Annotated in this window: 21 protein-coding genes and 3 tRNA genes; 4 read left to right on the top strand and 20 right to left on the bottom strand. The window is 60.5% G+C overall.

What is annotated here, in order from left to right:
• Positions 1-19: 19 nt before the first annotated feature.
• The 4 genes from ACXAC3_RS13575 to ACXAC3_RS13560 form a co-directional block, all read right to left on the bottom strand.
• A tRNA-Asn gene (locus tag ACXAC3_RS13575) sits at positions 20-94 on the bottom strand.
• A gap of 246 nt (positions 95-340) precedes the next feature.
• Complete coding sequence (locus tag ACXAC3_RS13570; RefSeq protein ID WP_475161031.1) at positions 341-1,159, bottom strand: DUF2189 domain-containing protein; 819 nt, start codon at positions 1,157-1,159, stop codon at positions 341-343.
• 449 nt (positions 1,160-1,608) lie between these two features.
• Positions 1,609-1,683, bottom strand: a tRNA-Asn gene (locus tag ACXAC3_RS13565).
• A 77-nt stretch (positions 1,684-1,760) separates the two neighbouring features.
• Positions 1,761-2,675 carry an MBL fold metallo-hydrolase gene (locus tag ACXAC3_RS13560; protein WP_475161029.1) on the bottom strand — a complete coding sequence of 305 codons (915 nt, stop codon included), beginning with the start codon at positions 2,673-2,675 and terminating at the stop codon, positions 1,761-1,763.
• A 44-nt stretch (positions 2,676-2,719) separates the two neighbouring features.
• Here ACXAC3_RS13560 and ACXAC3_RS13555 point away from each other — a divergent pair, with 44 nt between their 5' ends.
• The gene (locus ACXAC3_RS13555) at positions 2,720-4,039 is read left to right on the top strand and encodes an ATP-binding protein (RefSeq protein ID WP_475161028.1); all 1,320 of its coding nucleotides are present in this window, start codon (positions 2,720-2,722) and stop codon (positions 4,037-4,039) included.
• Here the strand turns inward: ACXAC3_RS13555 and ACXAC3_RS13550 are convergent.
• The 6 genes from ACXAC3_RS13550 to ACXAC3_RS13525 form a co-directional block, all read right to left on the bottom strand.
• Positions 4,036-4,959, bottom strand: coding sequence for a hypothetical protein (locus tag ACXAC3_RS13550; protein ID WP_475161027.1), 924 nt, complete (start codon positions 4,957-4,959; stop codon positions 4,036-4,038). The two genes, ACXAC3_RS13555 and ACXAC3_RS13550, sit on opposite strands and share 4 nt — an antisense overlap.
• Positions 4,960-4,966: 7 nt before the next feature.
• The gene (locus ACXAC3_RS13545; protein ID WP_475161024.1) at positions 4,967-6,280 is read right to left on the bottom strand and encodes a TRAP transporter large permease; all 1,314 of its coding nucleotides are present in this window, start codon (positions 6,278-6,280) and stop codon (positions 4,967-4,969) included.
• 4 nt (positions 6,281-6,284) lie between these two features.
• Positions 6,285-6,818, bottom strand: a complete 534-nt coding sequence (locus ACXAC3_RS13540) for a TRAP transporter small permease (RefSeq protein ID WP_475161022.1) — start codon at positions 6,816-6,818, stop codon at positions 6,285-6,287.
• 70 nt (positions 6,819-6,888) lie between these two features.
• Positions 6,889-7,866, bottom strand: coding sequence for a TRAP transporter substrate-binding protein (locus ACXAC3_RS13535; protein WP_475161019.1), 978 nt, complete (start codon positions 7,864-7,866; stop codon positions 6,889-6,891).
• Between the two features lie 51 nt (positions 7,867-7,917).
• Positions 7,918-9,168, bottom strand: a complete 1,251-nt coding sequence (locus ACXAC3_RS13530; protein WP_475161016.1) for an NAD(P)/FAD-dependent oxidoreductase — start codon at positions 9,166-9,168, stop codon at positions 7,918-7,920.
• Positions 9,165-10,298: an enolase C-terminal domain-like protein gene (locus ACXAC3_RS13525; protein WP_475161013.1), complete on the bottom strand. Its 1,134-nt coding sequence runs from the start codon at positions 10,296-10,298 to the stop codon at positions 9,165-9,167. The genes ACXAC3_RS13530 and ACXAC3_RS13525 overlap by 4 nt, the downstream gene beginning before the upstream one ends.
• 100 nt (positions 10,299-10,398) lie before the next feature.
• Here ACXAC3_RS13525 and ACXAC3_RS13520 point away from each other — a divergent pair, with 100 nt between their 5' ends.
• Positions 10,399-11,319 carry a LysR family transcriptional regulator gene (locus tag ACXAC3_RS13520; protein ID WP_475161010.1) on the top strand — a complete coding sequence of 307 codons (921 nt, stop codon included), beginning with the start codon at positions 10,399-10,401 and terminating at the stop codon, positions 11,317-11,319.
• On the opposite strand, the gene ACXAC3_RS13515 is transcribed toward ACXAC3_RS13520, so the two are convergent.
• On the bottom strand, positions 11,280-12,974 hold the full coding sequence (locus ACXAC3_RS13515) for a thiamine pyrophosphate-binding protein (RefSeq protein ID WP_475161006.1): 1,695 nt from the start codon (positions 12,972-12,974) through the stop codon (positions 11,280-11,282). The two genes, ACXAC3_RS13520 and ACXAC3_RS13515, sit on opposite strands and share 40 nt — an antisense overlap.
• A 101-nt stretch (positions 12,975-13,075) precedes the next feature.
• On the opposite strand from ACXAC3_RS13515, the gene ACXAC3_RS13510 reads away from it, so the two are divergent.
• Together ACXAC3_RS13510 and ACXAC3_RS13505 are read left to right on the top strand one after the other, a co-directional pair.
• Complete coding sequence (locus tag ACXAC3_RS13510; protein ID WP_475161005.1) at positions 13,076-13,774, top strand: GntR family transcriptional regulator; 699 nt, start codon at positions 13,076-13,078, stop codon at positions 13,772-13,774.
• Positions 13,775-13,777: 3 nt separating this feature from the next.
• Positions 13,778-14,488 carry an aspartate/glutamate racemase family protein gene (locus ACXAC3_RS13505; RefSeq protein ID WP_475161002.1) on the top strand — a complete coding sequence of 237 codons (711 nt, stop codon included), beginning with the start codon at positions 13,778-13,780 and terminating at the stop codon, positions 14,486-14,488.
• Here ACXAC3_RS13505 and ACXAC3_RS13500 read toward each other — a convergent pair.
• From ACXAC3_RS13500 to ACXAC3_RS13460, 9 genes are all read right to left on the bottom strand, one after another.
• Complete coding sequence (locus tag ACXAC3_RS13500) at positions 14,485-15,411, bottom strand: 3-hydroxyacyl-CoA dehydrogenase NAD-binding domain-containing protein (RefSeq protein ID WP_475161000.1); 927 nt, start codon at positions 15,409-15,411, stop codon at positions 14,485-14,487. The two genes, ACXAC3_RS13505 and ACXAC3_RS13500, sit on opposite strands and share 4 nt — an antisense overlap.
• Complete coding sequence (locus ACXAC3_RS13495; RefSeq protein WP_475160998.1) at positions 15,411-16,151, bottom strand: SDR family NAD(P)-dependent oxidoreductase; 741 nt, start codon at positions 16,149-16,151, stop codon at positions 15,411-15,413. The genes ACXAC3_RS13500 and ACXAC3_RS13495 overlap by 1 nt, the downstream gene beginning before the upstream one ends.
• The gene (locus tag ACXAC3_RS13490) at positions 16,151-16,408 is read right to left on the bottom strand and encodes an aldehyde dehydrogenase family protein (protein WP_475160996.1); all 258 of its coding nucleotides are present in this window, start codon (positions 16,406-16,408) and stop codon (positions 16,151-16,153) included. The genes ACXAC3_RS13495 and ACXAC3_RS13490 overlap by 1 nt, the downstream gene beginning before the upstream one ends.
• Positions 16,409-16,420: 12 nt before the next feature.
• Complete coding sequence (gene kce, locus ACXAC3_RS13485; protein ID WP_475160993.1) at positions 16,421-17,350, bottom strand: 3,5-dioxohexanoate:acetyl-CoA acetone transferase; 930 nt, start codon at positions 17,348-17,350, stop codon at positions 16,421-16,423.
• Positions 17,347-18,141, bottom strand: coding sequence for an SDR family NAD(P)-dependent oxidoreductase (locus ACXAC3_RS13480; RefSeq protein WP_475160992.1), 795 nt, complete (start codon positions 18,139-18,141; stop codon positions 17,347-17,349). Before ACXAC3_RS13480 ends, kce begins: the two co-directional genes overlap by 4 nt.
• Positions 18,138-19,673: a choline-sulfatase gene (betC, locus tag ACXAC3_RS13475; RefSeq protein WP_475160989.1), complete on the bottom strand. Its 1,536-nt coding sequence runs from the start codon at positions 19,671-19,673 to the stop codon at positions 18,138-18,140. The genes ACXAC3_RS13480 and betC overlap by 4 nt, the downstream gene beginning before the upstream one ends.
• Positions 19,670-20,809 (bottom strand): aromatic ring-hydroxylating oxygenase subunit alpha, encoded by a 1,140-nt coding sequence (locus tag ACXAC3_RS13470; RefSeq protein WP_475160986.1) that lies wholly within the window; start codon positions 20,807-20,809, stop codon positions 19,670-19,672. The genes betC and ACXAC3_RS13470 overlap by 4 nt, the downstream gene beginning before the upstream one ends.
• 133 nt (positions 20,810-20,942) lie before the next feature.
• Positions 20,943-21,959 carry a GlxA family transcriptional regulator gene (locus tag ACXAC3_RS13465; protein ID WP_475160982.1) on the bottom strand — a complete coding sequence of 339 codons (1,017 nt, stop codon included), beginning with the start codon at positions 21,957-21,959 and terminating at the stop codon, positions 20,943-20,945.
• Between the two features lie 126 nt (positions 21,960-22,085).
• Positions 22,086-22,162: transfer RNA gene (locus ACXAC3_RS13460), tRNA-Ile, on the bottom strand.
• Between the last annotated feature and the right edge of the window lie 99 nt (positions 22,163-22,261).

The raw sequence follows: 22,261 nt of genomic DNA, 5'->3' as shown, positions 1-22,261 counted from the left end.
GAGCATGCAAAGGTAAAATTGGCTCCGGCGGTAGGGATCGAACCTACGACCAATTGATTAACAGTCAACTGCTCTACCGCTGAGCTACGCCGGAACTGAGCCGCGTGTATCAACAGGCAATGCGGACGTCCAGACGAAAAAGACGATTTTTGGGGAGGCGGGCACAAGCCCCTTCAAAACCTGTAGCTGCTCGAAGCCAACTTCTTTGATTGGTGCAGTCGGAGGCATCGTTGAGCCTGAAGAGGACTTAGCAAAACACCCGTCAATTATTGCCTAGCCGGCGCCTTGACGGCCCGGCTACTCCGTCCGTCCTCGGATTCGACGGCGGGCGCCGGATAGATCATCCCTCGGCTGGTGATACGGCGCGCTGATAGAGGTGCCAGGTGGCGTGGCCTAGGATCGGCAAGATAAAGATCAGGCCCAGAAACGCCGGGACCATCGACAACAGCATCGTGACCGAGATGATCGCGGCCCAGCTGAGCATGACCACCGGGTTTTCCGTGACGACGCGAATGGATGTCAACATTGCGGAAACGAAATTGGTTTCCCGGTCCAGCAGCATAGGCATGGCAACAACGGTCACAGCGAACAGAACAGCCGACAGAAACGCGCCGACGCAGGTGCCAACTGCAAGGAAAGTCCAGCCCTGGGGAGTGAAGAACACGATGTTCAGAAACCCTTCAAAATCCGAGAAGGACGCGTTCTGCAGGATGATCGCCAGCCAAAGCCGTATTTGGTAAATCCACACCCAGAAAATGAACAGTGTAACAAAGGCCATCCAGCCCAGCTCGCGCTTGCGTTGATTGGCCATGACGGTGAGGATTTCAGACCAGCCGAAGCTCTCGCCTTTCTGCAACCGGCGCGACATCTCATATAAACCGGCGGCGGCGAAAGGCGCGACCAGCGGAAAGCCAACAATGGCAGGAATGATCATCCAGATCTTACCGAGCCAGACCAGGCTCCAAACAAGCAGGATTCCGAAAACAGCATAAAACAGGCCGAAAAAACCACTCATGAAGGGGCGCGCCAGAAAGTCGGAAAACCCGGCCTTCAGCGACGTGGCGATATCAGCCGCAGTCACCTTGTTCACCTTGGGTATGGCCTGATTCTGCGGCGTCAGATTGTCCGGTGGCGTGGAACCTGCGGTCTTGGATGGCATGACACACTCCTTCCAACGAATGTTGCCGCGCTGGTCCGTTTTCCAACCAACCAGGCAGTGAAACAGACATCCCTCTTCCACATGCAAGTTTGCGTCAGGTAGGGCAATTGAGCAAGGGGAAGTATGGCGGCCACCCGCACGGCGATCCGTCATTCCGGCCAAAGAACAAGGCCAACTCTCAACGTGCCCAGGCCCACGAAAAGGGGCAGCGAGCTTCAGCTTTGCGTCCGACGCAACCGGTTGAGCTCGAATCGATTGGTCTTAAGGCGGTCATTCCTGAAAAATGTCTGAAAAACAGACCCTTGATGGCAGGGTGAGCAAGCAAGTCTGGTTTCCCTACCAAATTATGTCGCAAACCATTTTCTCAAACTAGGTTGCCAAATGGCGCGATCCGGTCATCTCAAAGATGAGTGAACACTCTGCAAGGTGTTGAATTATTGGTGGAAATTTGGCTCCGGCGGTAGGGATCGAACCTACGACCAATTGATTAACAGTCAACTGCTCTACCGCTGAGCTACGCCGGAACTGAGGGGCGTATAACAACCCGCATTTTCGCCGTCCAGAGGGGAACGACAGGAATTTGCAAAAAAGTTCTGCGGCTCTACAAAGACCGGACGAACCGGGCGTTGACGGACAGTTTTCCGTCGGGTTCGACCTTTGATTTTCCAGCCAGATCAACCAGATGGGCGAATACGTTGCGCTCTGCCGCTGGAAGAAGCGCGGCGGGTGTGTCCGTGTAAATCCGTGCGGCCAGGTCCCGGGCCGTGCCGGGATTGATCTCCAGGGCGGCCAGAATCTGGGCCTCACGTTCCATGCGGTGATTGATCAGCCAGTCCAGCCGGCCGGCAGGGTTTGTGATCGGGGCCCCGTGTCCGGCATGAAACACCGACCAGTCACGCGCCCGCAGGCGGTGGCAGGCGCTCATGAAATCCGTCAGATCGCCGTCCGGAGGCGATACCAGCGAACTGGCCCAGCCCATTACATGATCGGCCGTGAAGCAGGTGTCGCCCCAGGCCAGCGCGATGTGGTTGCCCAAATGGCCGGGCGTGTGGATCACCTCAAGCTGCCACCCGTCGCCCGAGATAATGTCGCCGTCTGCAACTTCGACATCGGGCTGGAAGGCCGTGTCGATCCCTTCGCCGCCCCCGGCAAGCCCGTCCCGGGCCAGTTCCGACATGACCGCGCTGCGCCCGGCCTCAGGCCCGCCAAAGGCCAGGACCGGAGCGCCCGTTCGTTCGGCCAGCGGTGCTGCAAGCGGGGAATGATCAAGATGGCTGTGGGTGACGACGATATGGCTGATACGCTGGTCGGGCTGTACGGCGGCCAGTATGGCATCCAGATGTGCGTCGCTGAGCGGGCCGGGATCGATCACGGCCAGATCGCGGCGTCCAAGCAGATAGGTGTTGGTGCCCCGGTATGTCATCGGTGACGGATTCGGTGCCAGAATGCGCCGGAGGTCCGGTTGCAACTCAACGGCCGGGCCGGCGGGCGGGTTGAAATCATCGGGGGCCTGCATTCTGCACTCTTTCTCTTGTCGTAACAGCCCGTTAGGTTTAGCGCATGTCCGCGCGATGGCTCAAACCCTATATGCCGCGCAGCCTCTATGCCCGTGCTGCGCTGATCCTGGTTCTGCCGGTGATTGTCCTGCTGTTGGTGGTGGGCGTCGCGTTCCTGCAAAAACACCTTGAGGACGTGACCGCGCAGATGACCCGCGCGGCATCGCGCGAGGTGACATTGGTGACCGACGTCATGCAGGATGCCGAGACCCAGCAACAGGCACTGGCAGCCGTGCGCCCGGATTTGCTGGCTTTGGATATGCGGGCGCGGTTTCTGGGCATCAACGAGAAACCGGTCATCGGCCCCCGCCGATGGTATGATTTCATCGCGCCGCAGGTTGAAACCGATCTGCATGCGCTGCTGCCGGAACTGGTCACGGTCGCCTTGCCCAGCGGTCAGGAGGCGCGGCTGTACCTCCGTACACATCTGGGGATGCTGCAACTGACCTTTGATCGCCGCAGGTTGTCGCCTGCCGCGCCGCATCAGTTGATCGTCACGATGGTCTTTTTCGCCGTCATCATGACCTCGATTTCATTTCTGTATATGCGAAACCAGTTGCGTCCGATTACGCGTCTGGCCGATGCCGCGCAGGCGTTCGGGCGTGGCAGAGTGGTGCCGTATTCGCCCGGTGGCGCCATCGAGGTTCGCGCCGCTGGCAGCGCGTTTCTGGATATGCGGGCCCGGATCGAGCGGCAGATGGAACAGCGCACGATGATGTTGTCCGGTGTCAGCCATGATCTGCGCACCCCACTGACCCGCCTGAAACTGGGCCTGTCGATGCTGCCCGAGGATGAGGCCGCGCCGCTACAGCAGGACGTCGATGAGATGCAGTTGCTGCTGGATGCCTTCCTCGATTTCTCGCGCGGGGCGGCGGAAGGATCGCCGGAAACCGTCGATCCCGAAACGCTGTTGCGCCAGATCGTCAAGGACGCGCGCCGGGCCGGTCATGACGCAAATCTGGTTTCGGTCGAAGGTGCGGGTGCTGTTACCCTGCGCCCCACGGCCATTCGCCGTGCCGTTGAAAACCTGATCGGAAATGCTGTCCGATACGGCAATTGCGCCGAGGTCAGCCTGTCGGTTTCACCCAAATCCCTGCGCATCCGGGTCGAAGATGACGGGCCAGGCATTCCGCCCGAGCAACGCACCGAGGCCGTCAAGCCATTCTCGCGCCTCGATCCGGCGCGCAATCAGAATCGGGGCAGCAGCGTCGGGCTTGGTCTGGCCATCGTTGCCGACATTGCCCGCGCGCATGGCGGCGTGCTGCGGCTGGGCAAAAGCGAACGGCTGGGCGGGCTGTGCGCAGACATCATCATCGGTCGCTAACCGGGTCCCCGGTAGAGGCGACGCATCACCAGCGGGGTCAGGTACATCGGTATCTGATATGCGCCAATGAACACCATGATCGGTGCCGTGACCTCTGGTGACAGTGCGACAAAGAACAGGGCGATGTTCCGGTTTGCAGCGATAATAGATACGGCGGTTGTCCTTGCCGGGGATAGCCGCGACCGGGTCAGATAGAAAAAGGCGATCTGTGTGCCGAAATTGGCAGAACAGGCGAAGGCAATCCAGAAAATTGCGCGCATGGTTTCGGTCAGAATTGCCTCGCTGACCGATGGCATCAGGCCGATGACAAAGATCGCCAGCGTGACATTTGCGATGCCTTCAAGGCTCTGCTCTGAACTCGGCGACGGACGGCGCAGAAACGTCATACGCAAGGCGATCGCCGCGAGCGTTGACACGAGGATCGTAGCCAAAAGCTTTGCCGCGGCCCACAAAACGGCACCGAACCCACCAAACTCGGGCGCAAACCAGAAGACGGGTGCCATCGTCAGCGGCAACAATGCAGTGCCGACAACCAGCAAGCGCAACGCAAACTCCGGGGAATGCCCCATCATCCGGCACAGGTTCGGGCTGCCGGCAATTGACGGTGCTGCCGTCATGATCAGCAGCGCGAACAGAACCGGGCTGCCGGACCACCCACCTGCGGTACCGACGGCCAGAAGGGCCAGGGGCAGGGCAAGTTGCAGCCCGACCACCGCGAGGAGAACGCGGCGCAGGTCGGCCAAAGAGCCTAGAATGCTGTCCGGTTCCATGCGCAGGACGGTAACGAACAGCAAAAGCACCACCATGGGCGGCAACAATGGCCGCATCGGCTGTGCCAGCCCCGGCAGCAGCAACCCTGCGATCAGACCCGCCAACAGCACATAGGGGCCGTGGCGGGCGGCTGCGTGCAAAGGGTTCAAGGGCGCGCTACCCGGTCGGGCTCTGCCGCAGGTTTTCCGGCAGCCATGTGGCCAGTTCCGGGAACCAGATCAGCACGAACACCATCACCACCATGATCAGGAACATCGGGATCGCGGCGCGGGCGATATAGCTCATCTCGTGATTGGTCATGCCTTGCATGACGAACAGATTGAAGCCGATCGGCGGTGTGATCTGGGCCATTTCGACCACGACAACGATGAAGATGCCGAACCAGATCAAGTCGATGCCAGCCTGCCGGATCATCGGCTCGACCACGGCCATCGTCAGCACGACCGAGGAAATGCCGTCAAGAAAGCACCCAAGGATGATGTAAAAGACCAGCAGCACCATCAGCAGCTCGAACCGGGTCAGGTCCCATCCTGCGATCAGATCGGCCAGACCGCGCGGCAGCCCGGTAAAGCCCATCGACAGGGACAGGAACGCCGCACCGGCAAGGATCAACGCGATCATGGCGCTGGTCCGGGTGGCCCCCATCAGGCTATCGGTGAAGGTCTTCCAGCTGAGCGAACCCTGGCTCGCCGCCAGTAGCAGCCCGCCGATCACACCGAACGCTGCGGCTTCGGTCGCGGTGGCATAGCCCAGATACATCGAGCCGATAACGACTGTGATCAGCAGGATGACCGGCAGCAGAAAGCGTGAATTCCTAACCTTCTCTGAGAAGGTCAACTTGCCTTCCTCATTTGGGTTCCAGTCTTTACCAACCTTCGAATAGATCGCGACATATCCCATGAACATGCAAGCCAGAACCAGCCCTGGCAGAATGCCTGCGAAGAACAGCTTTGTGATCGATTTATTGATGGTGACGCCATAGACGATCAGCGTCAGCGACGGCGGGATCATCAGGCCCAATGTTGCCGCGCCGGTCAGGGTGCCGATGATCATACGTTCGGGATAGTTGCGCTTGCGCAACTCAGGGATCGACATCTTGCCGACCGTGGTCAGCGTGGCGGCCGAGGACCCCGACACAGCGGCAAAAACCGTGCAGCCCACGATATTGGTGTGCACGAGACCGCCGGGCAGGGGGGCCATCCACGGGGACAGGCCCTTGAACATATCTTCGGATAATCGCGTTCGGTACAGGATCTCGCCCATCCAGATGAACATCGGCAGCGCGGTCAGCGTCCACGAGGATGAGGCTGACCAGATCGTCGTGATCATGACATCACCGACAGGTCGGGTGGTAAACAGCTCCATCCCGACCCAGGCGACGCCCATCAGGGCAAGCCCGACCCAGACGCCGGTACCCAGCAGAGTGAACAGAACAAAGAGGAAGAGGATGATGATTGATGCGTTTTCCATGCTCTCACTCTCCGTGGCTTTGATCGGCAAGATCGCGGGTGATGCGGTGATCGCCCCGGACCAGCACGTGGATCAGGTGATCGGTCAGGGCGATGGCCAGAATGACCGCGCCGAACAGCATGGCCGATTGCGGTATCCATAAGGGCGTTCTGTCCTGCCCCTGACTGATGTCGTTGAATTTCCAGCTCCAGTAGACGAAGCGATAGGCGTACCAGCAGAAATACCACATCACGGCAGTGCCGATGGTGAAGCACCAGATTTCCAGCACCCGCCGAAATCTGTCCGGCACCGCGTTCAACAGGATCGAGACGCGGATATGGCTGCCGCGGTTCAGTGCGTTGGCAAAGGCCAGGAACGAGGCGGCGGCCATTGCGTATCCGGCATAATCCGGCGCGCCGGGAAAGACCTCGCCGGTCCAGCGGGCCAGCATCTGCACCACGATAAGCGCCAGAATGGCGATCAGGCTCAATGCCGCCAGCACGCCAGCTGCCAGATAGATGAAATCCAGTACGGACCGAAGTCCTCTCAAGACTGCCATACCGTCCCCGCTTTGTTATGTCTGGATGGACAACGGGCGACGGGTTCCGCCGCCGCCCGCTTCAGGAAGGTTATTGCGCCGAGTTGAAGGCGTCGACGATGGCTTTGCCTTCGTCTCCGGCAGCCTCCAGCCATTCATTGGTCATGGTGACGCCGATCTCTTTCAGTTCGCCCGTCATCTGATCCGACGCCGGGCCAACGGTCATGCCGCCATCGCGCAGACCTTGCAGGGTGAACCCGGTATATTCCTTGGCGCGCCAGTTACCCGCGTATTCGGCCAGTTCGGCACAGGCCTTGATGACGTTCTTGTTGGCGTCCGACACACCCGACCAGATGTCCGAGTTCACCATCACGTAGTTACGCGGCAGCCAGGCATCCACTTCGTAGAAGTAGTTCAGACTTTCCCAGACCTTGCGGTCATATCCGGTCGACCCCGAAGACACCATCGAATCCGCAACGCCGGTGGCAAAAGCCTGACTGATCTCAGCCGCTTCGATGGTCACCGGCAGCATTCCCGTGAGTTCGGCCAGACGCGATGTGGCGTTGTTGTACGAGCGGAACTTGATGCCCTTCATATCGGCGACCGAGTTTACTTCGTTCTTGAAATACAGCCCCTGAGGCGGCCATGGCACCGCGTAAAGCAGTGTCAGGTTCTGTTCCGCCAGCAGGTTTTCGATCGCTGGCTTTGCAGCGTCCCACAGCTTGGCGCTGTCGTCGAACGAGGTGGCAAGGAAGGGGATCGAATCGAACCCGAACAGCGCGTTTTCGTTCTGGTGGCCCGACAACAGCCGCTCGCCAATCGGTGCCTGACCGGTTTGAATCGCGCGTTTGATGTCGGCGCCCTTGAACAGCGAACCGGACGGGTGGGTCACGATCTCAATCTCACCGCTCGTGCCGGTGGTTACGCATTTGGCGAATTCAGCACCCGTTGCCGAGTGGAAGTTCGACGCCGAATAGGCCATCGGCATGTCCCATTTTTCCGCAACGGCGGGCAGGGCTGCGGCTGCGGTCAGAGCGGTTGCCGCCAGAAGGCTTGTCAGTTTTTTCATTTTATTCTCCCAGTTGTCATTAGGTTGGGCGGTGTTCTTCACCGGCTTTTCTTAGTTTATGTATCGCGACGGGGCGTACACGCTCACATCCGCGTTTGGGGTTCTGCCCGCGATCATCTGCGCCAAAAGGCGTCCCGTTTTCGGCCCGCCTGTCAGGCCGATGTGATGGTGCCCGAAGCCCATATAGGCGCCGTCAATCCCAGGAACTTCTCCGATAATCGGGATCGAGTCTGCCGGGGCGGGCCGGTGCCCCATCCATTCCACTTCGTCCTTCCATGTTACGCCCGGAAACGCCGCCCGGGCATTCTTGCGCATCAATTCGAACGGCGCCCGCGAGGGCGGCGCATCCAGACCGCCGAATTCGACGATTCCGGCCAGCCGTATCCGTCCCTTCATCGGGGTGGCGACAAACTTGCCTGACGCTACCATAACCGGGCTTCTGGGCATCGCAGAAGGTTCCACCAATTCAAGATGATAACCGCGTTCGCTTTCAAGAGGAACCGTAACACCCAGTTTCTCGGCCAACGCGCCGGACCAGACGCCCGCGGTGACAATTGCGGTGTCGCAGGGGATGGTCTCGCCCCCGGCCCGAACACCAGTGACCCGGCCGTTGTCGCGTACCACATCGTCAATGATTGCACGGATGACCCTGCCACCATTCGCGGCAACAAATGCGGCCAGGTCTTTGACGTAAAGGCCTGGATCGGTGATGTGCCCGTGATCCGACAGCCTGGCGGCAAATCCGATGTCGCGGCTGAAGATCGGGTCATAATCGTGAAAGTCCTGGCCCTCCAGTTCCTCCCACTCAAATCCGTTCCTGCGGCGGATGCTCCAGCCAAAGGCGTCGCCGTCAAAGTGTTGACGGTTTTGATACAGAAAAAGATAATCCGAGGGCACGATCCACTTCTCTGCCCCTGTACCTTCAGCCAGAGCTTTGTGGTCGTTCAGGCTGTCTCCGACAATAGGGGACAGCGCGGCGGCGATCCGTTCGACATCGGCGGCATTGGCGTGTTTCAGATAACGCAGCAGCCAGGGCAGCAGTCTGGGCACGTACCCCCATTTCAGGAACAGGGGCTGTGCCGGATCAAAAAGCATTCCGGGTGCCTTGCCCAGCAATCCCGGAACCGTGACCGGGACAATCGAACAGGACGCCAGAACCCCGCCATTGCCGTGCGACGTGCCTTCGCCAGGCCCGGCCTTGTCGATCAGGATCACGTCATGCCCGTCGCGCTGGAGCCAAATCGCAGCGGACACGCCCACGATACCGGCACCGATGATGGCAATGGTCTTTTTCCCGCTCATGCCGCCACCGCCCTTGACACCGCGAAATGGTTCAGCTTGTCCCGATCCGGTCTGCCGCCCAGCCCGGGCGTATCCGGTACGACGACTTTTCCGTTTTGCACAGAAAATGGCTCTTCCAATATGTCCTGCTTGAGGAAATAGGACGCCTGATAGAACTCGCAGCCCAGCGTGATTTCAGGCGTCGCGGCAATCATATGCGTGCCGGCCAGATGCGCCAGACCAGCCTCGAACATATCTCCGCCATAGGCACTGAGCCCGTGCGCCGCAGCGATACGTGCCACAGACTGGCCGCGACTGAGGCCGCCGGATTTCATGATTTTGACCGAAACGCCGTCGCAGATACCCTCGCGGGCCGCGCGCTCCATGTCCTCGGGGCCGAATACGCTTTCATCGGCCAGCAGGGGGACGCCAATCTGGTTGCGCAACCGGGCCATCATCCCAAAGTGGTGCGCCCGCACGGGCTGTTCGATGAAATCCGGGTTGAACTGCGCCACGTCCCGCACCCGTCCGGGCGCCTCTTCGACGGACAGCCCCTGATTATAGTCCACGCGCACCGACAATTCGGGGCAGTTCCGCGCCAGATGCTCCAGACGCATGATGTCAAACGCGTGGTCCCTGAATCCCGTCTTCAGTTTGACGATCCGAACCCCATCTTCCCTGAGCCGCTCCAGCAACGCGACATCCTGCTGAAAGTCCGGGTTGGCGATGGAACAGCTCAGCGGGATCGTATCGCGACACTTTCCGCCCAGCATCGCCCAGACAGGCAGGCCGGTGATGCGTCCGGCAAGGTCCAGCAAGGCGGACTCCAGCGCAGCCTTGGCCTCGGTGCAATGGGCGACCGCATAGGCAGCCCGCGCCATGATCGCTGCCCGGTCCGCCACGCGGGACCCGACGACCAGCGGGCGCAAGTATCGGTTCAGCGCCGCATAAGTTGCCTCGGGGGTTCCGGTGAAGACAGCCCAGGGCGAGGCTTCGCCATACCCCTCGGTGCCATCCTCGGACGTCAGGCGCAGGATCACCACCTCGCACGCGCCGTCGACCGTTCCGATCCCGTGATCGCGTCGCGACGTGACGGGCAGTTCAAGATGCCAAACATTAAACCCGGTGATGGTCTGGTTCAGATCGCTCATTGGTCCTCCGGTCGTCAGGAGGAACCGTGCCGTGGTGAGTGTATCATTTCAAATACTATGTTATGGCAAGAGTATCAGAAAAAGTGATGAGGTTGGCGCAATGTCCCTTCGGTTTCGTCAATTGCAGGCGTTTCACGCGATCATGGAAACGGGCACGGTGACCGGGGCGGCCTCGGTTCTGGGTATCTCGCAGCCCGGAATCAGCAACCTGCTGGCGCAGCTTGAGCGCGAGGCACGCCTGCCGCTGTTCGAGCGTAACAAGGGCCGCCTGCTGCCTACGCCCGAGGCCGAGTTGCTGTTTCGTGAGGTCGACACGGTCGTGCGTGGTCTGGATCATGTGGCGCAGGCGGTGACGGATTTGCAGAACAAGCACCCCGGTCAGCTACAGGTCGCCGCGCCACATCTGCTGTCCTTTGGCTTCATGCCGAAGGAAATCGCGCGGTTCGCCGAAAGCCGCCCGAACCTGTCGGTCAGTTTTCAGTCGCAATATTCGTCCAAGATTCAGGAATGGGTGATTTCGGGCCTGTTCGAAGTGGGCATTGTCGAGATGCCAATTCTTCACGACACGCTCAACTATCAGGTCTTTCAGTTCGAAACGCTGGCCACCTTTCCCGAGGGCAGCCATCTGACGCAATATGATGTGCTGACGCCGGAATTGCTGGAAAACGAACCCTTCATCGTGATGGGCCCTGAACATCAAACTCACCGCCGCACCCGAGACATCTTTCAGGCCGCCGGGCGGACCTGGCGCACCAAGATCCACACGCACCTGTCCGAAAACCTGCTGAGTTTCGTCAAGCAAGGCATGGGGGTGGCGGTGATCGACCCGTTCACTGTGACATTCGACGCCGAAAGCGGCTATCAGACCCGCCTGTTCCGACCTGCGGTGATGCTGGACCTTGCCATTATCACCGCCAAGGGGCGTCCTCTGTCCGCCATCGCGCAGGAATTTCTGGCCCAGCTGACGCCCTCAATCGCGTCTTATGCGACCCATTCGGAAACAGGCGCCGCGGCCTCGTGAAGCGGTTGCGAGTGAATGTCGACCAGAGTGGGGCCGTCATGCTCGACTGCTTCTTTCAGAACGCGGCGCAGGTCGTCGGGGTCTTTCACCGTCCATGATTTGACGCCAAAGGCCGATGCAACGGCGGCGTGATCCGTGCGGTTGAAATCGACGTTGTAATACCGCTGGCCGAACCCTGCATCCTGCCCGGCCTTGATCCAGCCGAACACGGAATTCGAAAACACGATGGATGTGATTGGCATATTGTGCCGCACCAACGTTTCGAATTCACCGCAGGCAAAGCCGAATGATCCGTCCCCCATCACGGCCAGAGTTTTGACCGCAGGGCGTCCGACATGCGCGCCCATGGCCGCCCCCAACGAATAGCCCAACGCGCCGTGTGCGCGGTTCGTGATGAAATGCCGCCCCGGCTTTTGCCAGCGGTAATGGGCGCTGAAATAGGGGCAGGGGGTGCCGGGATCGGCCACAACGATGGCGTCTTCATCCAGAATATCCATCAGGGCGGCCATCACCGCCTCGGGCCGGATCGGAGTGTCCTGGCTGGCGGCCAGGGGGGCGAATGCCGCCATTTTGGCCTGCCACGCCGCTTTGGCTTTGGCTGCGCCGCCCTGAGCTGTCAGACCCGCATGTGCTGCCAATCCGTCTGCCAGCGCTTCCAGCGCCAGACGGGCATCGGCGCAGATCGCAACCTCGGTCTGATAGTTCGCGCCGATCACCATCGGATCGCTGTCGATATGGATGACGGTCACGTCACGCGCCGGACTGCGCCAGCGTTCGGTTGTGACCGACCCCGCGCGGCATCCGATGAACAGGACGACGTCGGCGCCGTCCACGACGGCACGCGTCGCAGGGATGCCGCCGTTCGATCCCACAACGCCCAGCGCCAAGGGGTCAGTTTCCGCAATTGATCCCTGACCGGACACCGTTGTGGCCACGGGCATGTCCAGCAGTAAGGCCACTTTGTGCAGCGCGTCGGTCGCGCCCGACAAAACAGGTCCGCCGCCGCAGATTGCCACGGCCGATTTCGCCCGCGCCAGTATTTCGACGGCGGCGTCGATGGCCGCTTGATCCGGGGCGGCCCGTTCAGCGGGGTAACTGCGGTGGCGTGCGTCGGCCCAGATTTCAACCTCGTCCACCTGACCTTTCTGTGTGTCGAAGGGCAGTGCCAGATGGGTCGCGCCCGGAGTTCCGGTGGTCATCGCCCGAAACGCTGCGCGAACCATCGCCGGCAGACGGGTCGCATCGTCCAGCGACGTGTTCCACTTGGACAGCGGCTTGAACAGCGCTTCCTGATCCAATTCGGTCAGCGGGTATTTTCCCCGGCTGGTGGTCGCCACGTCCGAGGTGATGGCAAGAATCGGAACCGAGCTTTCATTGGCCTCGATAACACCCGGCAGAATATAGGTCGCGCCTCCGCCCGATGGCCCTTCGCAAACGCCCGGCTTGCCGGTCACGCGGGCATAGCCGTCCGCCATATAGGCGGCATGACGTTCGTCGCGGGTCAGGATGTGTTCAATGCCATGATCCATCCGCGCCAGCGCGTCATAGAAAGGCAGCGTGGTATCGCCGCACAGACCGAACATATGTTTGACGCCATGCGCTTCGAGCATGCGCACCATTGCTTCGGCTCCGGTCAGATAGTTGGTTCCCGTCATCGCTGGTCCCTCTGATTGCAGGTCTGTGCGCAGAGCTGTATACAGTTTTGTATATTGATTTCAAGTCTGGTCTGTGGCAGCAGTGCGAAAAAGGAGTTTTCATGGCAGGTCCACGGGTCGACGACATCTATGAACAGGTCAAAGCGATGGCTGTGTCCTTTCGCCTTCGGCCGGGCGATCGTCTGAACGAAGTCGCCCTGTCGAAAGAGTTGGGTGTCAGCCGCACGCCGCTGCGCGAAGCTCTGAACCGGCTGGTGGCCGAGCGGATGTTCGACTTTCGGCCCGGGCAGGGGTTTTTCTGTCGTCCGCTGGACGCGAAGGGTGTGTTTGATCTGTTTGAGTTGCGGCAGATCATCGAGACCGCCGCCGCGCGCGCTGCTTGTGAAAAAGCAACGGACGCCGAATTGCAGAGGTTGAACGACGAACTTTATGCCACCGGGATCGACATCACGGGTCTGACGGTCGAAGAAGCGGTCAGCCGGGATGAGGCGTTTCATCTTGGTATTGCACGGCTTTCGGGCAATGCGGAATTGCTCAACTCCCTGCGACGGATCAACGAGCGCATCCGGTATATCCGCTGGATCTCAATGAGCCTGGACCGGGTGCAACGTTCCAAAGAGGAACACAAGCAGGTGATGCAGGCGTTGCTGAACCGCGACTCTGGCGCTGCTGCCGAAGTGCTGGGCAATCACATCGCCAAGCGAATGGATCAGGTGCAGGATGCGGTTCGGCACGGGATTTCGAATATCTACATGGAAGGGTCCGAAGATATCGCGGCCCGGATTATCGAAGAGGCGTAAGTCATGATCGCGACAGGTGGTAAATCGCTCTATGGCGCATCGGTCGGGATCCTGATGCTTGATGCGCGCTTTCCGCAAATCCCCGGCGATATGGGAAATGCTCTGACATGGCCGTTCCCGGTGCATTACCGCATCGTGCGGAACGCCTCGCCCGATCTGGTGGTGCGCCGCAAGGCCGAAGGGTTGCTGGGTGCGTTTGTCGATGCCGCCCGGGAACTGGTTGAGGACGGCGTGGACGGGATCACCACGAATTGCGGGTTTCTTTCGCTGTTTCAGGATGAGCTGTCCCGGGCCGTGCCGGTCCCGGTCGTCACGTCCTCTTTGATGCAGGTCGAGATGGTCAACCGGTTGTTGCCCGCGGGCAAGCGGGCAGGGGTGCTTACGATATCGGCATCGACCCTGACCCCCGAACACCTGCGCAGTGCTCAGGTGCCCGAAGGGACGCCCATCGGGTCAACCGAAGGCGGGCAGGAATTCACGCAGGCGATCCTTGATAACCAGCCTACTTTGGACGTCGAAAAAGCCCGCGCCGACAATGTCGAAGCGGCGCTTGCGATGCAGAAGGCGCATCCCGACCTTGGGGCTCTGGTGCTGGAATGCACGAATATGTGCCCCTACGCCGCGGATATTCAAGGGGCGGCCGGGTTGCCGGTATACTCAATTGTTTCACTGATCGGCTGGTTTCAGGCCGGGCTCAGACCGCCGGTGTTCTAGCGTAACTCTGCAATGGATTTCTGCATCGCCACTATCAGGGCGTCCCGCGTTTTCGCAAGCTCGGCCGTTGATTTCCCGGTTGTTTCGGCATTGACGCCCTGAACCAGTGTTTGCGTGACCTGCTCGGTCAGATAGACTTGCCCCAGATCGTCCCACCAGCCGTTGAACGTATCCGCGAAGTGATCGCAAAACGCCTGTAAGCCGCCTTCACCCGCGCCAAGGTTAAACAACATGGTCGGGCCCATGGCCGCCCAGCGCAGACCCGGGCCGGCCCAAACCGCCTTGTCCACATCTTCAACCGAGGCGACGCCGGACATGACAAGATTGATTGCCTCGCGCCAGATTGCGGCCTGAAGACGGTTGGCGACGTGGCCGGGCACCTCTTTGTTGACGCGGATCGTGGTCTTGCCGACGGATTCGTAAAACCGTTGCGTGGCGTCGACCACGCCAGCACCTGTGTGCTCGTTCCCCAGAACTTCGACCAGCGGGATCAGATGCGGCGGATTGAACGGGTGGCCCAGAACAAAGCGCGACGGGTCTTTCCACCCCGGTTGCATCTGGCTGAGGGTCAGCCCCGAGGCCGAGCTTGCAACAATCGCGTTCGGCATCAGGGCGGGTTCGATCCCGGCAAATGTCGCGTGTTTGATTGCCAGCCTTTCGGGCACGTTTTCCTGCACGAATTCCGCGCCTTCGACCGCGCTGACCGGGCTGTTGTGGAACGTGATGTCATCAGGATTCCCGTTCCGGGTCAGCCCAAGTTCCGTCATCGCGGGCCAGGCCGTCTCGACATAGTAGCGCACCTTGCGTTCGACGTCCGGCGCAGGATCGAACATCGCCACCGAACGGCCGGAGGCCAGAAACAATGCCGCCCAGCTGGCGCCAATCACGCCGCCTCCAAGGCAGGCTGTGTGCTGAAACTTCATCAGAACAATCCCGGGTTGAGGGGGGAGGCCGCCGTCATGCCGCCATCCACGGTAAATAACTGTCCGGTGGCAAAGCCGGCTTCGTCCGAGGCCAGCCAGACGGCCATGCTGGCGATGTCTTCGGGCTTGCCGAACCTGCGGGCGGGATGGCGTGCCAGTGCGTCCTGCCGCGCGGCCTTGGGGTCCGCTGCCAGATCGAACCCGGCATCGAGCATCCCCGTTTCGATCCAGCCCGGACAGATCGCGTTGCATCTGATCCCGGGGCCATGATCAACGGCAATCGACCGGGTCAGACCGTGCACAAAAGCCTTGGATGCGTTGTAGAGCGCCATCGAAGGATCCGCGACACGGCCTGAAATCGAACCTATGTTGATGATCGAGCCACCCTCGGGCATTCGCGGAATATAGGCGCGGCACAGATTGAAGACCCCCCGGCAATTGGTGCCGATCACCGCCTCCCAATCGGCGTTGGTGCTGTCGGCCACGGTCTTTTCGACCTGAACGCCGGCGTTGTTGACAAGGATATCGGTGCCGTCCGTGACAAACGCCAATTCCTCAACCGCTTCTGCATTCGTGACGTCCAGCGGATACCATTGGATGAGGTCGTCCAACCCGTCCGGTCTCGGCCCGCGCCCACAGGTGGTCACGGCTGCTCCTTCCCGCGCGAACGCCTCGACAATGGCGCGCCCGATGCCTTGCCGGCCGCCTGTGATCAGAGCTCTTTTCCCGGCCAGCCGCATCAGTGCGCCACCATCATATGGCGCACGGAGGTATCGGCATCCAGCGCGTAAACCGACGATGCCAGCCCAAACCGCCCGGCATTGGCAATGCGCAGGGCGACCCCGGCCTCGGAAAACCGCGACGGGGTCACGACCGGACCCAACACCTCGCTACAGGCGATCCCGGCGACGGTCTCACCGGTCGCGGGGTTCAACACAGGCAGGGCTTCGCCATTTCCGGCAACCAGTTCTTCGTCGATCAGCATCTTTGTCTGCATGTCTTTCCCCAATCAGAACGCGGTCTGGTCGTTGCCTTTGAGGCCCAGTCTTTGCCGGGCGTCTTTGGGCGTGGCGACCGTCAGGCCAAGGTTTTCGATGATCGAGCGGATTTTCCGCACCTGATCGGCATTGGATTTCGCCTTTTCGCCCGGGCCGATGTAGAGGCTGTCCTCCAGGCCCACGCGGACATTGCCGCCGAGTATCGCGGCCTGTGTCGTAAACGCCATCTGATGTCGGCCAGCCGCCAGCACCGACCATTCATAACTGCCGCCGAACAGTTTTTCGGCAATGGAGTGCATGTGCATCAGGTTGTCCGGATCAGCACCGACGCCCCCCAGGATGCCGAACACCATCTGGATGAAGAAGGGCGGCTTGACCCAGCCCTGATCGACCACCCATGCCAGATTGTAGAGATGGCCAAGATCGTAGCATTCGAACTCGAACTTCGTGCCATGGCCTTCGCCCAGTTCCTTCATCGCGTATTCGATATCCGCAAATGTGTTACGGAAGATGAAGTCGCGGGTCATGTCCAGGAACTCGGGCTCCCACTCATGTTTCCAGTTCGAATATTTCTGCATCATCGGAAAGATGCCAAAATTCATCGACCCCATGTTCATGCTGGCCATTTCCGGGCTGGCGCGCAAGGCGGCACGCAACCTTGCCTCGCGCGTCATGCCCAGCCCGCCGCCGGTCGAGACGTTCATCACCGCGCCGGTCGCCTGTTTGATGCGGGGCAGGAATTGCATGAACAGTTCAGGGTCCGGATCGGGGCGACCGTTTTCCGGGTTGCGGGCATGAAGGTGAATGATCGAGGCCCCGGCCTCGACCGCGCCGATGCTCGCCTCGGTGATTTCATTGGGCGTGATCGGCAGATGCTCTGACATGGTCGGCGTGTGGATGCCGCCGGTCGGAGCGCAGGTGATGATGACCGGTTTGCTCATAGCTTCATCTGCTGAACCTGCGCGCTCAGCCCCCCGTCCAGAACCCAAAGCTGCCCGCTGGCGTAACGCGCCTCGTCCGAGGCCAGCCAGTTGACCAGATTGGCGATGTCTTCCGGCGTGCCATAGGTGCGCATCGGGTGAACGTCGCGCACCGCCTGTTGCAGCTGGTCGATCGTCTTGCCGCCGCCGCCGGACCCGTCGCCGGTGAAAAAGCTTTGCAACATAGGGGTATCGACATAACCGGGGCAGATCGCATTGACCCGGATGCCGTCCTGCCCATGATCGCAGGCCATGGCCCGGGTCAGCGCGTGAACCGCACCTTTGGTGGCGCAATAGGCGGCAAGGCCGGGATCCGCGATAAACCCGTCATAGCTGCCGAAATTGATGATCGAGGCAGTAGTGCCCGCGCTTGCCGCCTTGCGCATGAGGGGCAGCGCGTGTTTCGAAGTCAGGAATGTGCCGGTGACGTTGACAGCAAACGACAGGTTCCATTCTTCAAGCGTGGTTTCTTCGATGGTCTTTTCGATCTCGATCCCGGCGGCGTTGACCAGTATGTCCAGTTTACCGGCCTCGTCACCGATCCTTTCCATCGCGGCGATTGCGTCGGCTTCCTGGGTCACGTCCAGTTTCACGAAATTGCTGCCATCCGAGTCGTGCGAGGCCAGAGACCCTTCGGGCGACAGGTCGGCCGCAAAGACCTGCGCGCCTTCACGCAGGAAACGCGCGACGATGGCGCGTCCGATCCCGCCACGGCCACCGGTGACCAGCGCGGTTTTGCCTTTCAGCATCATTCGTCCTTCTCCTTCAGCGGCGGATAGCGATAGCGCGCTGCGGCAACGGGCCAATCGACGGTGTTGCGCACATATTCCTGCGCGGCATCGCGGGGCGGGTTGTAATCCCAGGGCTCGCCCGAACCGGCCTGCATCGCCGCATGCAGGGCGCGGCGCGATTTCTGGGTCGCGATCACGTCGGCGCGCAGCTTTTCACTGTCCCAGCGGCGCGTAACCTCGGCGACGAATCCGGCAGCCAAATCCGCATATGCCGGATCGCCGGCGACATTATTAGTTTCCAGCGGATCGGCGGACAGGTCGTAAAGCTGCGGCGGGTCCGGGTCGCAATGAATGTATTTCAATGCCCCGCGCCGGATCATGAACACGGGGTAGGGGGTCATCTCGGCGCAGTATTCACCGATGGCCTCGTCCACCGGGTCCTGTTCCCCGCGCATCAACGGCAACAGAGAGCGGCCATCCACCGGTTCGCCGAACATCGCGTCCGATCCTCCGGCGAGTTCAACGAAGGTCGGCAGCAGGTCGATCAGCGAACAGGCGTTGGCTGTGGAACCGGATACCACGCCCGGACCAGCGATGATCAAAGGCACGCGGGCCGAGTGTTCGAAGAAGTTCATCTTGTACCACAAGCCGCGCTCGCCCAGCATGTCGCCGTGATCGGCAGTGACGACGACGATGGTGTTGTCCAGCTCTCCGATGTCCGCCAACGCCTTCACCATCGCGCCCAGTTTGCTGTCGAAATAGCTTACATTGGCCAGATAGGCGCGGCGGGCACGGCGGATTTCTTCCGGGGTCAGGGGCACATGGCTCGCCTCGATCCCATCCATCACCCGGCGCGAGAACGGGTCCTGTTCCTCGGGCGTCAGGGTGAAATCCGGCATGGGGACGTCATCGTCCGTGTAGAGGTTCCACCATTCCGGCCTGGCCACATAGGGGTCGTGCGGATGGATGAAACTGGCGACCAGACAGAATGGCGCGCCATTGCCGGCGGCCCGGTCCCGGCCCCGGTCGATCAGCCAGCGTCGGGCGGCGAATTCGACCTCGTCATCGTAATCGGTCTGAAAGGTCGCGACGGCCTCGCCGCTTTGCTTGACTGTCTGCATGTTGTGATACCACTTGTCGATCCGCTCGTCCGGGGCCTCCCAATCCGGGGTCCATGCGAAATCGGCGGGGTAGATATCTGTGGTCACGCGGTCCTGAAATCCGTGCATCTGATCGGGGCCGACAAAATGCATCTTGCCCGACAGGCAGGTGCGATACCCCAGCGCCTGAAGGTAATGCGCAAAAGTCGGCACCGAGGCGCGGAACTCGCTGGCATTGTCATAGGCGGCGATCCGGCTGATCAATTGCCCGGACATGAACGCAAAGCGCGACGGCGCGCAAAGGGGTGAGTTGCAATAGGCCGCATCAAACCGCATGCCGCGCACAGCCAGAGCATCAATATGTGGCGTCTTCACCGTCGGGTGGCCGTAGGCGCCGCAGAAATGTGGCGCAAGCTGGTCGGCCATGACCACGACGATATTGGGCCGTGTCACGGCGCGGCCTTTGCGTAGGCGTCCAGAACTAGCCCATGAAAATGATGCACCGCATGTTCCGATTTTCCCGAACCGTTCGGGTCATGGACGATCCGGCCCTGGGTAAAGGCGGGAGTGCTCATGCCGCGCTGCACGCTTTCGACAATTGCGATGTCTTCGCGTTGCAGAACCTCGTCCAGATAGCGGATCGCTTCCAGCTCCATTTCGTCCGGCTCTGGGGTTTCGAGGAAGAAGTCGTAGGTTTCCAACGTCCGGTCCGGACCCACCGGGATGATGTTGAGCACGATCATCGACGACCGTCCCGGATACCGCATCAGGCAGGTGGTCGGCCACAACCACCAGACCGCATGGGTGCGGACTGTGGCGTTCGACACGTCATAAGCGGTATTCGCGCCCTTACCCGCCTCGGCCATATGGCTGGAGTAGATGCCGTAAGTGGTCACCTTGTAGGTGTCCATGTCGACCAGATCGCAGAAGTCCTTATGCGCGGTCGGGCAGTGATAGCATTCCAGGAAATTGTCGACGACATTCTTCCAGTTTGACCTGATGTCATAGGTCAGCCGGTGCCCGAATGTCAGCTGCTCGATATCCGGGGCCCAATGGCGGATCTCGGTCTGCAGGTTGCCGGAAACTTCGTGGAGCGGGCGGGCTTTGGGGTCCAGATTGACAAAGACGAAACCGGCGAACTCTTCGACCTGAACCTGATCCAGGCAGATGTCCTTGGTGCTGAAGCCGGTCAGGTTCTCGGTTTCGGGCGCGCGTACCAACTGGCCATCCAGTTTGTAAACCCAGGCGTGGTAGGGGCACATGATGCGGGTCGTCTCGCCTTCGCCTGACAGCAAGTGATGCGCGCGGTGTTTGCAGACATTGTAGAAGGCGCGCAATTCGCCTTCGCGGTCACGCACAACGGCGATCGGGCGTCCGGCGATTTCGACCGTGACATAGGACCCGGGCGCTCGCAGTTTTTCGACATGGCACACCCATTGCCATGTCCGGGCGAGAATGCCGTTCAGATCAACCTGATGCCACGCCGGATCAACATAGGCCTCAGCCTTGAGAGAATGCGTGTTGAACGGGTCGGTGCTGAACCCGTCGGAAATGCGGTTGAATTGTTCTTTGGACGGCAGCGCGCTCATCGGGGGCTCCAACTGACTGGCCCGGGGCTGGGCCACCGGGTAACTGGCTTGTCGTTAGCATGTTCCCCGCAAAAGCGCTCCGACGCTTAACTTTTTACGCCACGGAGTTGACTATTTACGTCATCCGGTTGGGTCAGACCTTGGGCTTTCGGTGCATCGGCCAAGCGCGATATTCGAACGGCACGCGCCCCTCGATCCGGTCCTGGCTGGGGGGCAGACCGAACCTGTCCTTGTATGACCGGCTAAAGTGGACCTGGCTGGCAAACCCGGACGCCGCCGCGACCTGAGCAATGGGCAGCTCTGTTTGCGTCACCAGCCCGCGCGCGCGGTCCAGTCGGATGTCGCGGTAATAAAGCGCCGGCGTCTTTTTGATGTAGGTGGCAAACAGCCGGTCGAGCTGACGATGTGAGATACCCGCCAGTTTGCAGATATCAGGTATCGGCATCGGGTCCTCCAGATGCGATTCCATCACCTGAATCGCGGTTTTCAATGTCGCCGGGACGACCGTTCCCAGGGGTTCGCTGCCTTCAGGCTGCTGCATGGCGGCCGGACCTCTGAGCCGGTCGTGAAAGATATACCGCGCGGCTGCATTCGCCAGCGCGCTGCCATGGATGCCCTGCAGAATTTGCAGCGCAAAGTCCACCGCGCCACCACCTCCGCAGCAGGTGATCCGGTTGCCGTCCAGCGCATACAGGTTTTCCACCACTTCGATATCCGGGAAAAGCTCCTGAAAGGCGTCGATATGTTCGTAATGAACAGTTGCGCGCCGGCCTTTCAGCAATCCGGCCTGTGCCAGAACAAATGCCCCGGTGTCCAGTGAACCCAGCGTTGCCCCGGACCTTGCCCAGTGCCGCAAGGCGCTGCCGATCTTCTCGGTCATGTGCCTTTCAGGTGTCCAGCTTGTGGAGACAATGACAATGTCCGGACGTTCAGCGCCCGGCGCATTCAGGGACTCAGTTCCAATGCCCGAGCCATTGCTGGAAACGCAGAAACCGCCTGATTCAGAAACGAAATTCCATTTGAAATAGGACTTGCCGTCCAGATAGTTCGCTGCCCGAAACGGGTCAATGAACCCCATCGTTGCGGACATGTTGAAATTGGGTGCGACGATGATGGTAAGGCGGGTCACGGCCTGAACGCTTTCAACCATTTGTCCTGACCCCGATTGCCGCCTGTGACATCAAGAAGAAGGCCATTTGCAACGGATTGGCAAGACCGGACGCGTTACCCTGATGGGCAGGCGAGGCACAGGAAAGTTCAGGTAACGGCGGATAGATGGTAGGCCCGGAGGGACTCGAACCCCCAACCAAAGCGTTATGAGCGCTCTGCTCTAACCAATTGAGCTACAGGCCCGCCTGAGCGCTTTGCCTATCACGGTGAACGCCCGCGTCAAGCCTGACCGTTGCAACGCAGGGCACAATCGACTAACCCGCGCGAGACAGCATTCATGAA

Source organism: Ruegeria sp. ABV4_181, from assembly GCF_056158465.1.
The sequence above is the reverse complement of the archived record's forward strand: the minus strand, read 5'-3'. Positions and strand labels throughout refer to the sequence as shown.

Bases quoted from the DNA above. Each gene is read 5' to 3' on its own strand.
- ACXAC3_RS13515 (WP_475161006.1), bottom strand. From the start codon at position 12,974: ATGACGGGAACCAACTATCTGACCGGAGCCGAAGCAATGGTGCGCATG.
- ACXAC3_RS13480 (WP_475160992.1), bottom strand. From the start codon at position 18,141: ATGATGCTGAAAGGCAAAACCGCGCTGGTCACCGGTGGCCGTGGCGGG.
- ACXAC3_RS13490 (WP_475160996.1), bottom strand. From the start codon at position 16,408: ATGCAGACAAAGATGCTGATCGACGAAGAACTGGTTGCCGGAAATGGC.
- ACXAC3_RS13560 (WP_475161029.1), bottom strand. From the start codon at position 2,675: ATGCAGGCCCCCGATGATTTCAACCCGCCCGCCGGCCCGGCCGTTGAG.
- ACXAC3_RS13555 (WP_475161028.1), top strand. From the start codon at position 2,720: ATGTCCGCGCGATGGCTCAAACCCTATATGCCGCGCAGCCTCTATGCC.
- ACXAC3_RS13520 (WP_475161010.1), top strand. From the start codon at position 10,399: ATGTCCCTTCGGTTTCGTCAATTGCAGGCGTTTCACGCGATCATGGAA.
- kce (WP_475160993.1), bottom strand. From the start codon at position 17,350: ATGAGCAAACCGGTCATCATCACCTGCGCTCCGACCGGCGGCATCCAC.
- ACXAC3_RS13525 (WP_475161013.1), bottom strand. From the start codon at position 10,298: ATGAGCGATCTGAACCAGACCATCACCGGGTTTAATGTTTGGCATCTT.
- ACXAC3_RS13510 (WP_475161005.1), top strand. From the start codon at position 13,076: ATGGCAGGTCCACGGGTCGACGACATCTATGAACAGGTCAAAGCGATG.
- ACXAC3_RS13535 (WP_475161019.1), bottom strand. From the start codon at position 7,866: ATGAAAAAACTGACAAGCCTTCTGGCGGCAACCGCTCTGACCGCAGCC.
- ACXAC3_RS13570 (WP_475161031.1), bottom strand. From the start codon at position 1,159: ATGCCATCCAAGACCGCAGGTTCCACGCCACCGGACAATCTGACGCCG.
- ACXAC3_RS13470 (WP_475160986.1), bottom strand. From the start codon at position 20,809: ATGAGCGCGCTGCCGTCCAAAGAACAATTCAACCGCATTTCCGACGGG.
- ACXAC3_RS13505 (WP_475161002.1), top strand. From the start codon at position 13,778: ATGATCGCGACAGGTGGTAAATCGCTCTATGGCGCATCGGTCGGGATC.
- ACXAC3_RS13530 (WP_475161016.1), bottom strand. From the start codon at position 9,168: ATGAGCGGGAAAAAGACCATTGCCATCATCGGTGCCGGTATCGTGGGC.
- ACXAC3_RS13465 (WP_475160982.1), bottom strand. From the start codon at position 21,959: ATGGTTGAAAGCGTTCAGGCCGTGACCCGCCTTACCATCATCGTCGCA.
- ACXAC3_RS13545 (WP_475161024.1), bottom strand. From the start codon at position 6,280: ATGGAAAACGCATCAATCATCATCCTCTTCCTCTTTGTTCTGTTCACT.
- ACXAC3_RS13540 (WP_475161022.1), bottom strand. From the start codon at position 6,818: ATGGCAGTCTTGAGAGGACTTCGGTCCGTACTGGATTTCATCTATCTG.
- ACXAC3_RS13500 (WP_475161000.1), bottom strand. From the start codon at position 15,411: ATGAAGTTTCAGCACACAGCCTGCCTTGGAGGCGGCGTGATTGGCGCC.
- ACXAC3_RS13495 (WP_475160998.1), bottom strand. From the start codon at position 16,151: ATGCGGCTGGCCGGGAAAAGAGCTCTGATCACAGGCGGCCGGCAAGGC.